Source organism: Pantoea sp. DY-17, from assembly GCF_019795975.1.
Lineage (GTDB): Bacteria > Pseudomonadota > Gammaproteobacteria > Enterobacterales > Enterobacteriaceae > Pantoea > Pantoea leporis.
In genome coordinates, this window is record NZ_JAIMIG010000003.1 from 552,322 (window position 1) to 567,388 (window position 15,067).

At 56.5% G+C, this 15,067-nt stretch carries 14 protein-coding genes; 3 read left to right on the forward strand and 11 right to left on the reverse strand.

Features of this window, described 5'->3' with window-relative positions:
• Positions 1-152 precede the first annotated feature (152 nt).
• Together K5Y33_RS16695 and K5Y33_RS16700 are read left to right on the forward strand one after the other, a co-directional pair.
• Positions 153-1,724: an AbgT family transporter gene (locus tag K5Y33_RS16695; protein ID WP_222234575.1), complete on the forward strand. Its 1,572-nt coding sequence runs from the start codon at positions 153-155 to the stop codon at positions 1,722-1,724.
• A 227-nt stretch (positions 1,725-1,951) separates the two neighbouring features.
• Positions 1,952-2,443 carry a GNAT family N-acetyltransferase gene (locus K5Y33_RS16700; RefSeq protein ID WP_137384955.1) on the forward strand — a complete coding sequence of 164 codons (492 nt, stop codon included), beginning with the start codon at positions 1,952-1,954 and terminating at the stop codon, positions 2,441-2,443.
• A 68-nt stretch (positions 2,444-2,511) separates the two neighbouring features.
• Here K5Y33_RS16700 and ggt read toward each other — a convergent pair whose 3' ends face one another.
• Positions 2,512-4,263: a gamma-glutamyltransferase gene (gene ggt, locus K5Y33_RS16705; protein ID WP_222234577.1), complete on the reverse strand. Its 1,752-nt coding sequence runs from the start codon at positions 4,261-4,263 to the stop codon at positions 2,512-2,514.
• 328 nt (positions 4,264-4,591) lie between these two features.
• Between ggt and K5Y33_RS16710 the strand changes: the two genes are divergently transcribed.
• Complete coding sequence (locus K5Y33_RS16710; RefSeq protein WP_101763088.1) at positions 4,592-4,870, forward strand: DUF2756 domain-containing protein; 279 nt, start codon at positions 4,592-4,594, stop codon at positions 4,868-4,870.
• Here the strand turns inward: K5Y33_RS16710 and ugpQ are convergent.
• The 10 genes from ugpQ to K5Y33_RS16760 form a co-directional block, all read right to left on the reverse strand.
• Positions 4,867-5,610 (reverse strand): glycerophosphodiester phosphodiesterase, encoded by a 744-nt coding sequence (ugpQ, locus tag K5Y33_RS16715; protein WP_222234579.1) that lies wholly within the window; start codon positions 5,608-5,610, stop codon positions 4,867-4,869. The genes K5Y33_RS16710 and ugpQ overlap by 4 nt on opposite strands.
• A complete protein-coding gene (locus tag K5Y33_RS16720) occupies positions 5,607-6,680 on the reverse strand; it encodes a sn-glycerol-3-phosphate import ATP-binding protein UgpC (RefSeq protein WP_222234581.1) in 1,074 nt (357 codons plus the stop codon). The genes ugpQ and K5Y33_RS16720 overlap by 4 nt, the downstream gene beginning before the upstream one ends.
• Positions 6,681-7,526, reverse strand: a complete 846-nt coding sequence (gene ugpE / locus K5Y33_RS16725; protein ID WP_101763091.1) for a sn-glycerol-3-phosphate ABC transporter permease UgpE — start codon at positions 7,524-7,526, stop codon at positions 6,681-6,683.
• The gene (gene ugpA, locus K5Y33_RS16730; protein ID WP_222234583.1) at positions 7,523-8,410 is read right to left on the reverse strand and encodes a sn-glycerol-3-phosphate ABC transporter permease UgpA; all 888 of its coding nucleotides are present in this window, start codon (positions 8,408-8,410) and stop codon (positions 7,523-7,525) included. Before ugpA ends, ugpE begins: the two co-directional genes overlap by 4 nt.
• Positions 8,411-8,473: 63 nt before the next feature.
• The gene (gene ugpB / locus K5Y33_RS16735) at positions 8,474-9,790 is read right to left on the reverse strand and encodes a sn-glycerol-3-phosphate ABC transporter substrate-binding protein UgpB (protein WP_222234585.1); all 1,317 of its coding nucleotides are present in this window, start codon (positions 9,788-9,790) and stop codon (positions 8,474-8,476) included.
• A gap of 282 nt (positions 9,791-10,072) precedes the next feature.
• The gene (gene livF, locus K5Y33_RS16740) at positions 10,073-10,786 is read right to left on the reverse strand and encodes a high-affinity branched-chain amino acid ABC transporter ATP-binding protein LivF (protein WP_101763094.1); all 714 of its coding nucleotides are present in this window, start codon (positions 10,784-10,786) and stop codon (positions 10,073-10,075) included.
• A gap of 1 nt (position 10,787) precedes the next feature.
• Entirely contained in the window at positions 10,788-11,555 is a 768-nt protein-coding gene (gene livG, locus K5Y33_RS16745; protein WP_192412710.1) for a high-affinity branched-chain amino acid ABC transporter ATP-binding protein LivG, read from the reverse strand.
• A complete protein-coding gene (locus K5Y33_RS16750; RefSeq protein WP_110868130.1) occupies positions 11,552-12,823 on the reverse strand; it encodes a high-affinity branched-chain amino acid ABC transporter permease LivM in 1,272 nt (423 codons plus the stop codon). Before K5Y33_RS16750 ends, livG begins: the two co-directional genes overlap by 4 nt.
• Positions 12,820-13,746 (reverse strand): high-affinity branched-chain amino acid ABC transporter permease LivH, encoded by a 927-nt coding sequence (gene livH / locus K5Y33_RS16755; RefSeq protein ID WP_101763097.1) that lies wholly within the window; start codon positions 13,744-13,746, stop codon positions 12,820-12,822. Before livH ends, K5Y33_RS16750 begins: the two co-directional genes overlap by 4 nt.
• Before the next feature lie 66 nt (positions 13,747-13,812).
• A complete protein-coding gene (locus tag K5Y33_RS16760) occupies positions 13,813-14,940 on the reverse strand; it encodes a branched-chain amino acid ABC transporter substrate-binding protein (RefSeq protein ID WP_222234587.1) in 1,128 nt (375 codons plus the stop codon).
• Between the last annotated feature and the right edge of the window lie 127 nt (positions 14,941-15,067).

Genomic DNA, 15,067 nt, shown 5'->3' on the forward strand with positions numbered 1-15,067 from the left:
TTCATCCCTCTGTTCAAAAAAAGTGAATGAAAACGAAAAAACGACCCAGGTTTTACTGATGAGGAAGTGCGAACGAGATTGGTCTTGTAGATAACCCACTACATAACAATGAGCATCACGGACCCTGCAAGCAGGAATAACAAGGAAAAATTATGTCAGAACACATCACTCCACCCGCTAAGCGCCCGATTGAGCGCTTTTTGAATACCGTTGAATGGCTGGGTAATTTATTACCGCATCCGATTACTCTATTTGCCCTGTTTTCACTGTTTATCATTGTTGCGTCTGCCGTTGCCGCAGCGTTTGGCGTCAACGTGATCGATCCCCGCCCAGTTGGCGCGGCAGGACGCGCACCAGACGGTGTGATTCACGTGGTTAGCCTGATGAGTGCCGAAGGTTTGCAACGCATCGTCAGCCATCTGGTCACCAACTTTACCGGCTTTGCGCCGCTCGGCACCGTGTTGGTTGCGCTGCTCGGTGTGGGGATTGCCGAACATTCAGGGCTGCTCTCGGCGGCGATGCGCGCGCTGGTGTTTAACGCACCGAAAAAGCTCATCACCTTCACCATCGTCTTCGCTGGCATTATCTCCAACACCGCTTCTGAGCTGGGCTATGTGGTGCTGATTCCGCTGGCCGCGATGATTTTCCACTCATTGGGCCGTCATCCCCTGGCGGGCCTGGCCGCGGCGTTTGCCGGGGTTTCTGGCGGCTACAGCGCCAACTTACTGCTTGGCACCATCGATCCGCTGCTCTCGGGCATTACCCAAAGCGCCGCGCAGATTATCGATCCTGACTACCATGTTGGCCCGGAAGTGAACTGGTACTTTATGTTTGTCAGTACCTTCGTGATTGCCATTCTTGGCACCTGGATCACCAACAGCATCGTCGAACCTAAACTGGGCAAATATCACGACAGCGAAGGTGATGCGGTGCGAGGCGATATGGGCGCGCTGACGACGCAAGAACGTCGGGCGTTGAAAGGCGCGGGCTGGGCGGTTCTTGGCGTTACGCTGCTGCTGATCCTGACCGTGATTCCGGGCTACGGCGTGTTACTCAACCCGAAAACCGGCACGCTGGCGGGTTCACCGTTCCTGAAGGGCATCGTGGTGTTTATCTTTGTCTTCTTCGCTATTCCCGGCATGGTATATGGCCGCCTGATCGGCAATATGCGCAACGATCGCGACGTCATTAACGCCATGTCCGCCAGTATGAGCAGCATGGGCATGTATATCGTGCTGGTGTTCTTTGCTGCGCAGTTCGTGGCGTTTTTTAACTGGAGCAATTTCGGCACCGTGGTGGCAGTGAAAGGCGCTAATCTGCTGGCATCAATCGATATGGGCGCGCCGCTGCTGTTTGTCTGCTTCATCATGATCTGCGGCTTTATCAACCTGATGATTGGCTCCGCCTCGGCGCAATGGGCGGTGACCGCACCGATCTTTGTCCCGATGCTGATGCTGGTCGGCTTTGCGCCCGAAGTGATTCAGGCGGCATATCGCATCGGCGATTCGGTGACCAACGTGATTACACCCATGATGAGTTACTTTGGCCTGATTATGGCGGTGGCGGCGCGTTATCGACGCGATATGGGTATCGGTACGCTGGTGGCGATGATGTTGCCGTATTCGGTGGTGTTTATGATTGGCTGGACGCTGCTGTTTGTGCTTTGGGTGTTTGTCTTCAATCTGCCGGTCGGGCCCGGTGCGGCAACCTGGTACACGCTGTAAAGGCAAAAAAAAAGCCAGCACCCGAGCTGGCTAAATAATACCTGGAAGCAATGTGAGCAATGTCGTGCTTACCCGGTTGTCAGGAGACGTTTCCGAGCTCGCATGGCAATAATAATCATTATCATTCGCGTCTGTAAAGCCCTTTTGCGAATTATTTTGCATTGACGAAGAGCGAGAATTCCTTGATGTTAAAGGGGATTTTATCCATTTTGCACAAGGAGTCGCTCATGAGTCAGATCGTTGTTCGTCACGCTATTCCCGAAGATGCTGCTGCTTTAACGCGCATGTACAGTCAGCCTGAACCGCAGGCCAACACGCTGCATCTGCCGTATCAATCGCCGACGCTGTGGCAGGACCGCCTCAGTAATCTGCGTCCGGGTGTGCATATGCTAGTGGCGTGCATTGACGATCAGATTGCCGGGCAACTCACGGTGGAAGTGCTATCGGTGGCGCGCCGTCGCCATACCGCGACCTTTGGCATGGGCGTCGATTCTGCTTTTCATCGGCGCGGCGTCGGTAAAGCGCTGATGTCAGCGATGATTGATTTGTGCGACAACTGGCTGCAGGTGACGCGCATTGAGCTGACGGTGTTCGCCGATAATCATAAAGCGCTTGGCTTGTATCAGCAGTTTGGCTTTGAGATCGAAGGCACCGCACGTCGTCACGCCATGCGCGACGGCGAAATGGTGGATACGCACTATATGGCGCGCTTGAAATAACCTGTTAAATCGCGCCGCTACAAATGCGTGCACATACCGTAGCGGCGCAATTTATTGCGCATTAGCGATCAATAACCTGCGCTTAAATCATCCACTGAACGCGGATCCGATGCGCCATAACGCGTGCCGTCCGGCCCAATCATAATGCTCTGCGTGCTGCCCATCGCGGGCATCACTTTCACATGCTGGCCTTTGGCTTCCAGCAGGCGCAACGTATCCGGGCTGAAGCCTTTTTCCACGCGCAGCTGATCGGGCAACCATTGATGATGGAAGCGCGGTGCGTTGGTCGCTTCCGCTACGTTCATGCCGAAATCGATGCTGTTCACCACCATTTGCAGCACGGTGGTGATAATACGGCTGCCGCCTGGGCTACCGGTAACCAGCCAGGTTTTACCGTCTTTTGCCACAATAGTAGGCGACATTGATGACAGCGGACGTTTAGCCGGTTGCACCGCATTCGCCTCGCCACCGACTAAGCCGTAGACGTTTGGCGTACCCGGTTTGGCCGAGAAATCATCCATTTCATTGTTCATCAAGATGCCGCTTTGTCCGGCGACAATGCCGCTGCCGAAGTAAGTATTCAGCGTGTAAGTCACCGCGACCGCGTTGCCATCTTTATCCACCACCGAGAAATGCGTGGTTTGATTGCTTTCATACGGCGCCAGTTTACCGGGTTTGATCTCGCTGGATGGACGCGCTTTATTGACGTCAATCTGCTGCGCCAGGGTTTTGGCGTAGGCTTTGCTGGTTAGCGCCTGCTGCGGCACTTTGACGAAATCAGGATCGCCAAGGTATTCGGAACGGTCGGCGTAAGCGTATTTTTCCGCTTCCGCCATCACCTGCATCGCATCCGCGCTACCAAAGCCGAATTTTGCCAAGTCGAAGTTTTCCAGGATATTGAGGATCTGCACGATGTGAATCCCGCCGGACGATGGCGGCGGCATGGAGAACACTTCATAGCCGCGATAGGTGCCGCTCACCGGTTTACGTTCCACCGCGCGATAGGCCGCCAGATCCTGCTTGCCGATCAGGCCGCCGTGCTGCGCCATTTCACCGGCAATTTCCTCAGCGATTTTGCCTTTATAGAACGCATCCGGCCCTTGCTGGGCGATCAGCTGCAGGCTACGCGCGAGGTTTTTCTGCACCAGACGTTCGCCCTTCTGATACGGCTTACCGTCGGCTTTGTAGAAAATCGCGCGGCTGTTGTCGTGGTTGATCAGCGTCTCTTTGCCGTAGGTGGCGAGATCGTCGGCCAGCGCATCGTTCACTACGATACCGTCACGCGCCAGTTTGATAGCAGGCGCCAGTAATGTGCTCAGCGGCAAGGTGCCGTATTTCTGCGCCGCGAGCGCAAAACCAGCCACGGTGCCCGGCGTACCTGAGGCTAAATGAGAAGTGAGTGACAACTTACTATCAGCGTTGCCCTGCTTATCAAGGAACATATCGCGTGACGCGCGCGCCGGTGCCATTTCGCGGAAGTCGATGGCGGTGGTGCGGCCCGATGCGGTGCGTAGCAGCATAAAGCCCCCGCCGCCGAGATTACCGGCCTGCGGATGCGTCACCGCCAGCGCGAAACCCACCGCAACCGCCGCATCCACCGCGTTACCGCCCTGCTTAAGAATATCGACGCCGACTTCTGTCGCCATCGCATCCACCGATGCCACCATGCCATGTTTGGCTTTTACCGGGTGAAAGGTATCACTATCAACGCCATACGAAACCGGCGGCGCGTTGGCGGGCGCAGCGTGTGCGCCTTGCACCACGGTAAAACTCATCAATAATGCCCAGCCGAACTGACGCACGTTGCCCTGTATCCTCATCTGCCACCATCCTTTTAAAGTTATTTATACCCTTCATACTTCAAGGTGCAGATGCGTTGGCTGCTCTCGTTCACCCGAATCACTTACTTATGTAAGCTCATCGGGACTCTCTCGTTTGCCGCCTTCCTGCGCCTCGAATTATTTTGGGTATCCATTTGTTATTTATTTATGCAAGTGTTTGCAAACACGGTAAAAAGCGTAGCAGTAAGCTAAATTCGGCGCACTCCTGGATCATAGGTTTGTGATATCGCATAAACTTATGACTGCAGCGCGTGTTGCCACCTTGGCAGCATCAGCACACAGCAGGCTGCATGAATGGAGGAAGACCATGAACAAATGGCTAATTGTGATCGCAGCATTGCTGCCGTTAAGCAGCATGGCAAATACGTTGAACAGCACCAACGATCCGAACAAACCCGGCTTCAACCCGAGCCAGCAGCGGATGCAGTCGCAGATGCAGAATCAGCAGCAACAGCAGAAGCTCAGGTTGCAGCAGAATCAGCAGCAGCAAAGTCAGGATGTCCAGCGCAAGGTGCAGGAACAGCGGGATAGCGCCCAGCAGCGGGTGATTCAGTCGCAGCCGGGCCAGAAACAGCAGCAGAACTAGCGGAAGTCGGGACCGATAATATCGATGCGGTCGGTGCAGATAGCATCGACGCCCCAACTCAACAGCTCGCGCGCCCGCGCGGGCTGATTCACGGTATACACCAGAATATGCAGACCGGCCGCTTTCAGCTGCGCGGTGCGTTTGGCGTCGAGTAATTTGTGGTTGAGATGGATCGACACGCAATCCAGACGCGCCGTCAGCGCCTGCCAATCGTCGTGCCACTCATCCAGCAGCAACCCGCGCGGCAGTTCAGGTGCTGCCTCCATCGCCGCCTCCAGCGCTGCGTAAGAGAAGGAGGAGAGCAGCGGCGCGGTTTGTCCTTGCCACAGTTCGCGTGCGGCCAGCGCCACATTGCGGCCAGTTTCCACCTCCTGCCCGGTGGTGGGTTTGATCTCGATGTTCGCCATCATCTGATGCTGGCGACAACGCTCGGCCACTTCGCTCACCAGCGCCAGCGGTTCGCCTTCGTAATCGCGGCTAAACCAGCCGCCGGCATCCAGCTGTGACAGCTTATGCCACGACAGCGCGCCCGCCACGCCCCAACCGTTGCTGGTGCGATCCAGCGTATCGTCGTGCAGCAGGAAAATTTGCTTATCTTGCGACAGCTTGGCATCAAACTCGATCATGGTGTGACCGTGCTGCGCGCCGACATCAATCGCCGCGAGGGTATTTTCCGGGGCCAGTTTGCCGCCGCCGCGATGCGCGACAATGTGCGGATAAGGCCAGTTGTGTTGACTCATTCCAGACGCTTTCCATAGGTTGAATCGAAGAAGTGTAACGCATCTGACGGCAGATGCAGCCACAAGGTGCTGCCCGCCAGCGGGCGCTCGCTGTGTGGCAAACGGACCACCATGCGTGCGTTACCGATGCGGCCGTGCGCCAGATTGTCCGCGCCGAGCATCTCCAGCGTTTCAACCACCAGCGGAATGCCGCCCGCATCGCGGCTGCTGAGTTTGATGTGTTCGGGACGAATGCCGAGCGTCAGCAGGCGATTGGCCCATTTGGCTCTGCTCTCGCCCAGCAGCAAGCTGTTAAGCGCATCCAGCGTGAAACGCGTGCCGTCGCTGCTGATTTGCCCTGGCAGCAAATTCATGGCGGGCGCGCCGATAAACGAGGCAACAAACTGGCTGGCCGGACGCTCGTACACTTCCACCGGCGTGCCCACCTGCTCCACCACGCCTTTGTTCATGACCATCACGCGTTGCGCCAGCGTCATCGCTTCTACCTGGTCGTGCGTCACGTAGATGCTGGTGGTTTTCAGGCGGCGATGCAGCTGTTGCAGCTCAAGACGCATCTGCACGCGCAGGCGCGCATCCAGATTCGACAGCGGCTCATCAAACAGGAAAACCGCCGGTTCACGCACGATAGCGCGCCCCATCGCCACGCGCTGACGCTGTCCGCCCGACAGCTCACGCGGGCGGCGATGCAGCAGATGATCCAGCTCGAGGCTGCGCGCGGCTTCCATCACGCGCTGATCAATCTGCACTTTGCCCATGCCGCGAATTTTCAGGCCATACGCCATGTTTTCGCCCACCGTCATGTGCGGATAGAGCGCGTAGTTCTGGAACACCATGGCGATGCCGCGGTCTTTCGGCTCCATGTGGGTGACGCGTTTGTCGTCGATGTAGATGTCGCCCGACGATACGCGCTCAAGGCCCGCCACCATGCGCAGCAGCGTCGATTTACCGCAGCCGGAAGGGCCGACCATCACCATAAATTCGCCATCGTTAATGGTGATGTTCAATGGTTGAATGATTTGATTTTTGCCGTCGTACGATTTGGTAACGGTCTGAAGGGTTACGCCTGCCATTTATTTATCACTCTCTACCAGGCCACGCACAAACGCACGTTGCATCACGAGTACCACCACCACCGGTGGAATCAGGGTTAATAACATTGCCGCCATCACTTCATTCCACTGCGTAGGCCCGCCGCTGCTGTTGATCATACTTTTCACTCCGGCGACGGCGGTGCTGAGGCTGGCATCGTTGATGATCAGCAGCGGCCACAGATATTGGTTCCATCCGTAGATAAAGGTGATCACGAAGAGCGCGGCGAGATTGGTTTTGGACAGCGGTAACACAATGTCCCAGAAGAAGCGCATCGGGCTGGCACCGTCGATACGCGCCGCCTCAATCAGCTCGTCCGGCAGTGACATAAAGAACTGACGGAACAGGAAAGTGGCCGTCGCCGATGCCATCAGCGGCAGCGTTAGGCCGCTGTAGCTGTCGAGCATATTCAGCGTCGAAATCACTTCCACCGTCGGAAAAATACGCACTTCCACCGGCAGCATCAGGGTGATGAAAATCAGCCAGAAAAACAGCGAACGCAGCGGGAAGCGGAACCACACCAGCGCGAAGGCGGAGAGCATCGAGACGCTGATTTTGCCAATAGTGATACCGAGCGCCATCAGCAGGCTGTTGAGCATCATCATGCCAAACGCCGGACCGTTGCCATTCACGCCATGCGTCCAGATGCGTGCGATGTTCTCCCACAAATGCGTGCCCGGCAGCAGCGTCATCGGCACCTGATACACCGCCTCGTTATCCAGCGTCGCCGCGACAAAAGCGATGTAAAGCGGGAACAGAATGGTCAGCACGCCCAGCACCAGCAAGGTGTGGCTAAAGATGTCCAGCCCGCGTCGATTCTCAATCATTGGTATTGCACCTTACGCTCGACAAAGCGGAATTGCAGGATAGTCAGGCCAATCACCAGCAGCATCAACACCACCGATTGCGCGGCGGAGGAAGAGAGATCCAGCCCGGTGAAGCCTTCGCGATAGATTTTGTAGATCAGCGTGGTGGTGGCCTGTACTGGCCCGCCGCCGGTGGCGGCATCGATCACCGGGAAGGTATCGAAGAAGGCATACACCAGATTGACCACCAGCAGGAAAAAGCTCACCGGCGTAATCAGCGGCAGGGACAAATTGAAGAAGCGACGCACCGGACCGGCGCCATCGATCGCTGCCGCTTCCACCAGCGATTTGGGAATCGACTGCAGCGCGGCGAAGAAAAACAGGAAGTTATAGCTCATTTGCTGCCAGATCGACGCCAGCACAATCAGGAACATCGCCTGACCGCTGTTTTGCGCGTAGTTCCAGTTGGAGCCCATTTGGTTCAGCAGATGGCTGAACAAACCGAGGCCCGGATTAAACAGGAACATCCACAGCACCGCCGCTACCACCGGCGCCACCGCGTACGGCAGCAGCAGCAAGGTTTGGTAAAGCTTGCGCAGGCGAATCACGTAATCCACCAGCGCCGCCAGCAGCAGGGAAAAGGTCATACCGCAAATCGTGACCAGCGCACTGAATTCAATGGTGGTCCAAAAGGACGCCAGATAGTACTCGTCGCTGAACAGGCGTTTAAAGTTCGCCATTCCGACGAAGGTGCTGGAGATGCCAAAAGGATCAATGCTTTGCAGTGAATACCACAAGGCTTCACCGGCTGGCCACAGAAAGAAGATGGCCGTGATCACCAATTGCGGCAGCAGCAGCAAATAGGGCAGAAAACGGGAGCGAAATACCGGGCGCGATGAGGACATAGCAGGCTCAATCCAGGAGAAAAATCGGGGCGAACGCCTGGCGCCGGCCCCGAGATAACAGCGTTACTTCACTTGCTGCTCAAAACGGCGCAGCAGTTCGTTACCGCGTTTCACAGCGTTATCCAGCGCAGCTTGCGGTGCCTGTTTGCCGGTCCACACGCCTTCCAGCTCTTCATCCACGACAGTACGAATCTGTGGCATGTTGCCCAGACGCATGCCTTTGGTGAACGGCAGCGGATCTTTGTTCAGCATCTGACGCGTAGCGATGTCTGCGCCAGGGTTCTTGTCATAGAAGCCCTGTTGCTTAGTCAGTTCGTATGCGGCGGTGGTGATAGGCAGGTAACCGGTTTTCTGGTGCCATTCGGCAGCGATTTCCGGCTGTGCGAGGAACTTCATGAACTCCGCCGCGCCTTTGTAGGTGTTGGCATCTTTGCCTTTCATCACCCACAGGCTCGCGCCGCCTATGATGGCGTTTTGCGGTGCATTCGGAACGGTTTCATCGTACGGCATCATGCCAACGCCGAAGTTAAATTTGGCGTAGTGTTTGATGTCGGCCAGCGAACCGGACGACGCGGTGGTGATGCCGCAATCGCCGTTGTAGAACTTGGCGGTGGATTCATCTTTGCGACCGAAGTAGGTGAAATCCCCCTTCTTGTTCATCGCTTCCAGCATTTCGATATGGCGCACCTGCACCGGCTTGTTGAACTCCAGCACCGCATCGGTACCGTCAAAGCCGTTGTTTTTGGTGGCGACCGGCAACGCGTGCCAGGCGCTGAAGTTTTCAATCTGAATCCAGCCCTGCCAGCCGCTGGCGTAACCGCAGGTCAGGCCGGCTTTGCGCAGCGCTTCGGCGTCTTTCGCCAGCTCCTGCCAGGTTTTTGGTGGCTGATCCGGGTTCAGACCGGCTTTTTTGAACGCATCTTTGTTGTAATACAGTACCGGCGTGGAGCTGTTGAACGGCTGCGAGATCAGCTGGCCTTTGCTGTCGCTATAGTAACCGGCAACGGCTGGCACGAACTGCCTGGGATCCATTTGCACGCCGGCGTCTTTAAACACCTGGTTGACCGGCACGATAGCTTTCGACGCCATCATGGTCGCCGTACCGACTTCATACACCTGCAGCAGCGCAGGCGCTTTACCGGCGCGCACCGCCGCGATACCCGCTGCTAAGCTCTGCTCGTAGTTGCCTTTGTAAGTCGGAACGATTTTGTAATCGGGATGAGCCTGGTTAAAACGTTGTGCCAGAGAATCAACTTCTTTGCCTAACTCGCCTTCCATTGAGTGCCAGAAAGGGATCTCAGTTGCAGCCAGCGCATTACCGCTGAGCGCCAGGCCGAGCACGACACTCATCAGGCGGGGACGAAGCGTAAAAGCGGACATAAGGTTTTTCCTGTGCTGTTAAGTACGCGCGAATGCGCGCATTTTTTAGTTCGCGACGTAACATGACACGGGGAAATGACGGATTAATAACAGGTTTATGACGGGGATGTGACAGGTGGGTTAGGAGTGCTGGCTGGTACGTGCTGGCTGTCCCCCTCCTCGGTCCTCCCCCATTAATGGGGGAGGAAGATGCTGCTATATGTGAGTTGGGAGTGGCATGTGGCAGCGTCTCCTTCCCCCGCTTGCGGGGGAAGGCCGGGATGGGGGACAGCGAGCACTAACTTATGCGCCTAAATACGCACTCCGCACCGCTTCGTTGGACAGCAGCGCTTCGCCGCTGTCCTCCAGCACCACGTGGCCGTTCTCCAGCACATAGCCGCGATCTGCCAGCTTCAGCGCCTGATTGGCGTTCTGCTCGACGAGGAAGATGGTCATGCCCTCTTTACGCAGCTGCTCAATGGTGTCGAAGATCTGCTGAATGATAATCGGCGCCAAACCCAACGACGGCTCATCCAGCAGCAGCAAACGCGGCTGGCTCATCAACGCGCGACCAATCGCCAGCATCTGCTGCTCACCGCCAGACATGGTGCCCGCGCGCTGTGCTTTACGTTCTGCCAGCCGTGAAAACAGCTGATAAACGCGATCGATACGCTCCAGATACTGCTGACGCGTGGCGAAAAAACCGCCCATCGCCAGGTTCTCTTCCACCGTCATGCGCGAAAACACCCGACGGCCTTCCGGCACGATGGCAATCGCTTCACGCATGATTTTCGCGGTTTGCCAGTCGGTGATTGTTTTACCATCAAAGGTGATGGTGCCGCTGGTGGCGCGTGGTTCGCCACACAAAGTGCCGAGCAACGTGGTTTTACCCGCGCCGTTGGCACCGATCAGCGTGACGATTTCACCCTGATTGATGTGCAGATTAATGTTGTGCAGCGCCTGAATCGGACCGTAATGGGCGCTGACATTCTGCAAAGTTAAAATCGGGTTTGCCATGTTACGCCTCACCTAAATAAGCACGGATCACATCCGGATTGTTACGCACCTGTTCCGGCGTGCCGTTAGCCAGCGGCGTTCCCTGATTCACCACGTAAATGCGGTCAGAAATGCCCATCACCAGCTTCATATCGTGTTCAATTAGCAGCACGGAAACCTTGTGCTCACCACGCAGTTCGGCGATCAGCTCATCGAGTTCGTGCGTTTCACGCGGGTTAAGACCCGCCGCCGGTTCATCCAGCATCAGGATTTCCGGACGCGTCACCATGCAGCGCGCAATCTCCAGACGACGCTGCTGACCATAAGCAAGGTTTCCCGCCTGACGGTTAGCCAGATCCAGCAAACCGATGCGTTCAAGCCAGGTTGCCGCGCGATCCAGCGCTTCGCTCTCACCGCGACGGAAAGCCGGGGTTTTGAACAAGCCGGAGAACACGCCGCTTTTCAGGTGCTGATGCTGTGCCACCAGCAGGTTCTCAATCACCGTCATTTCACGGAACAGACGCACATGCTGGAAGGTACGCACAATGCCCATACGCGCAATCTTCTGGCCCGGCAAACCTTGCAGCGGCTGATCGCGCAGTTTGATGGTACCGCCGGTCGGTTTGTAGAAACCGGTCAGGCAGTTGAACACCGTGGTTTTACCGGCACCGTTCGGACCGATCAGCGAAACAATTTCTTGTGGATGCAGCTCAAGCGCCACGTTGTTGACGGCTAACAGGCCGCCGAAGCGCATCATCAGGCCTTCAACGGCTAATAAAGGCTGACTCATGCCTGCTCTCCTTGTTTACTGCTTTTCATCTTCAGATGCGGACGTTTCATCGGCAGCAGACCTTGCGGACGCCAGATCATCATCAGCACCATCAAACCGCCGAGCACCAGCATGCTGTACTCGTTCAAATCACGCATCAGCTCGCGCGATACCACCAGCAGAATCGCTGCAAGGATCACTGCCAGCTGCGAACCCATGCCGCCCAACACCACAATCGCCAGCACAAAGGCCGATTCGACGAAGGTGAAGGATTCCGGGCTGACGAAGCCCTGACGTGCAGCGAACAGCGTCCCCGCGAAGCCGGCGAACACGGCGCTGATGGTGAAAGCCGTCAGCTTGATGCGCGTTGGGCTCAGGCCGAGCGAACGGCAGGCGATCTCATCTTCACGCAACGCTTCCCACGCGCGGCCCAGCGGCATACGCAGCAAACGGTTGATCACAAACAGCGTCAGCACCACCAGCAGCAGCGCCACCAGATAGAGGAAAATCACGCGGTCGCTGGGATCGTATTTCAGGCCGAAGAAATCATGGAAAGTGCTCCAGCCGCCTTCACTGACGCGGCGGCCAAACTCCAGACCAAACAGACTTGGCTTGGGAATCTGCGCGATGCCGTTCGGGCCGCCGGTGATCGCGGTATTATTCAGCAGCAGAATACGCACGATTTCACCGAAGCCGAGCGTGACGATCGCCAGATAGTCACCGCGCAGGCGCAGCACCGGGAAGCCGAGCATCAGGCCAAACGCACCGGCGACTAAACCGGCCAGCGGCAGACTTTCCCAAAAACCAAAACCGTAATAGTGATTTAGCAACGCGAAGGTGTAAGCGCCGATGGCGTAGAAACCGCCGTAGCCCAGCACCAGCAAACCAGATAAACCCACCACCACGTTCAACCCGAGACCGAGCATCACGTAGATCAGCGTCAGCGTGGCGATATCGACGCTGCCGCGCGAGACCAGAAACGGCCAGATAACGGCGGCGGCAATCACCAGCGCCATCAACAGCTTCTGCTTTGGCGTTGATCCATCAAAACCCGGCAGGACAAAACCTTTGCCGCTGCGTTTGAATTTGCCCTGCACCAGCGGACGCAGCAGCTGGAAGACAAACACCACCGCACAACCCATGAAGATCCAGTTCCAGCGCACCGCGCCCGCATTGGCGACCACCAGTTTGGTGCCGTCCAGATCGAGGCGCACGCCCATAAAGAAGGTAGCGAGAATCAGCAACATCACCGTGGAGATCACGGCGTTGACCAAACCGAGGCGTTTCATACTTTCTCCACCTCCGGACGGCCAAGAATCCCGGTTGGCATCACCAGCAGCACCACAATCAGCAGCGCGAAGGAGACCACATCTTTATATTCGGTCGACAGATACGCCGAGGTCAGCGCTTCTGCGATACCCAGCACCAGGCCGCCAATCATCGCGCCTGGAATACTGCCGATACCGCCTAATACCGCGGCGGTGAAGGCTTTCATCCCGGCCATAAAGCCGATGAATGGGTTAATGGAGCCGTAGAATTGACCGAGCAATACGCCCGCCACCGCGGCCATCGCCGCACCAATGATAAAGGTGAGAGAGATAACGCGATCGGTGTTGATACCCAGCAGGCTGGCCATTTTCAGGTCTTCTGCACAGGCGCGGCAGGCGCGGCCCATGCGCGAATAACGGATAAACAGCGTCAGCGCCAGCATCGACAGGAAGGTCACCACCCAAATCACCAGTTGCATGGTGGAAAGCGTGGCCGCAAAGCCGTTGCTTTCGCCCAACGTCCACTGGCCGGTGATCAGGCTTGGCAGCGCGAGATCGCGCGAGCCTTGCGTCAGGCTGACGTAGTTTTGCAGGAAGATCGACATCCCGATCGCTGAGATCAGCGCGATCAGGCGCTTGGACGATCGCACTGGCCGGTACGCCACGCGTTCGATGCTCCAGCCATAGGCGCTGGAGATGATCACCGCCATCACGAAACCGGCGGCGATCATCAGCCACGAGGTATCGATGCCCATCATCATCAGGGCGGCAATCACGATAAAGGAGACATAGCTACCGATCATGTACACCTCGCCGTGGGCGAAGTTGATCATGCCGATAATGCCGTAAACCATGGTGTAACCGATGGCGATCAGCGCGTAGGTGCTCCCGAGGGTCACCCCGTTGAACATCTGCTGAATAAAATAGAGAAACTGCTCGGACATAGTGAGGACCTGCTCTGGAGCTGAATAATTCCCTCTCCCGCGTGCGGGAAAGGGAATTTTGGGGGATTACTTAACTGCGGTAGAAGAGCCGTCTTTGTGCCATTTGAAGACACCAAATTCGAAGCCCTTCAGGTCACCTTTCTCATCCCAGTTCAGGTTGCCCATCACGGTTGGAACGGCAGCGCCCTCTTTCAGGTTCTTCGCAATCGCATCAGGCTCATCGCTCTTGCTGCGTTCGATTCCGGCCACCAGCGACTGAATCGCCGCGTAGGTGGTCCAGACGAATGGACCGGTTGGATCTTTGCGGTTAGACACGGTGTTGGCTTTAATCGCATCAACAATCGCCTTGTTCTCTGGCAGCTGGTCATAACGTTTCGGCAGGGTCACGAACAGGCCTTCAGACGCATCGCCGGCGATGTTAGACAGGGAAGCGTTGCCCACGCCTTCCGGGCCCATGAAACCGGCATTCAGGCCAGCGGATTTTGCCTGACGCAGAATCTGGCCCAGCTCCGGGTAATAGCCACCGTAGTAAACGAAATCGACGTTTTCTTTCTTCAGACGCGCAATCAGCGTGGAGAAGTCTTTATCACCGGCGGTGATACCTTCAAACAGCACCACGTTGCCGCCTTTGGCTTTCAGGGTTTTCTGCACCGATTCCGCCAGGCCCTGACCATATTGCTGTTTGTCATGCACCACAGCGATACGTTTTGGTTTGATGTGGTCGAGGATGTAGGTCGCCGCCGTTGGGCCCTGATCGGAATCCAGGCCAGTAGTACGCAGCACGTCAGCATAGCCACGCGCAGTCAGTTCAGGCGCGGTAGCGGCTGGGGTGATCATCAGCACGCCTTCATCGTTATAGATGTCTGAAGCTGGCTGAGTAGAGGAGGAGCACAGATGACCGATAACGTATTTGATGCCGTCATTAACCACTTTGTTGGCAACCGCAACCGCTTGTTTCGGGTCACAGGCATCGTCATATTCCACGCCAACCAGTTTGTCACCGTTAACGCCGCCTTTGGCGTTGATGTCCTTAATCGCCTGCGCGGCACCGGTAAACTGCATGTCACCGTACTGCGCGACCGGACCGGTTGATGCGCCTACGATGGCAATTTTGATGTCTTTAGCCAGCGCCGCATGGCTCATCGCCAGGGCAACGCAGCCCGCCAGTAATGCGCGTCCTTTACTCATTTTCATGCGAACTTCCCCATCTGTTGTGTCGTGTTTGTTGTGATTGTTTATTTTCTGCCAGTCAAAGAGGAAAACTCATTCTGCAATAATGGGTTAGCACGCTTTTCTGGCGTTTATAGGTAATAAGGCTTTA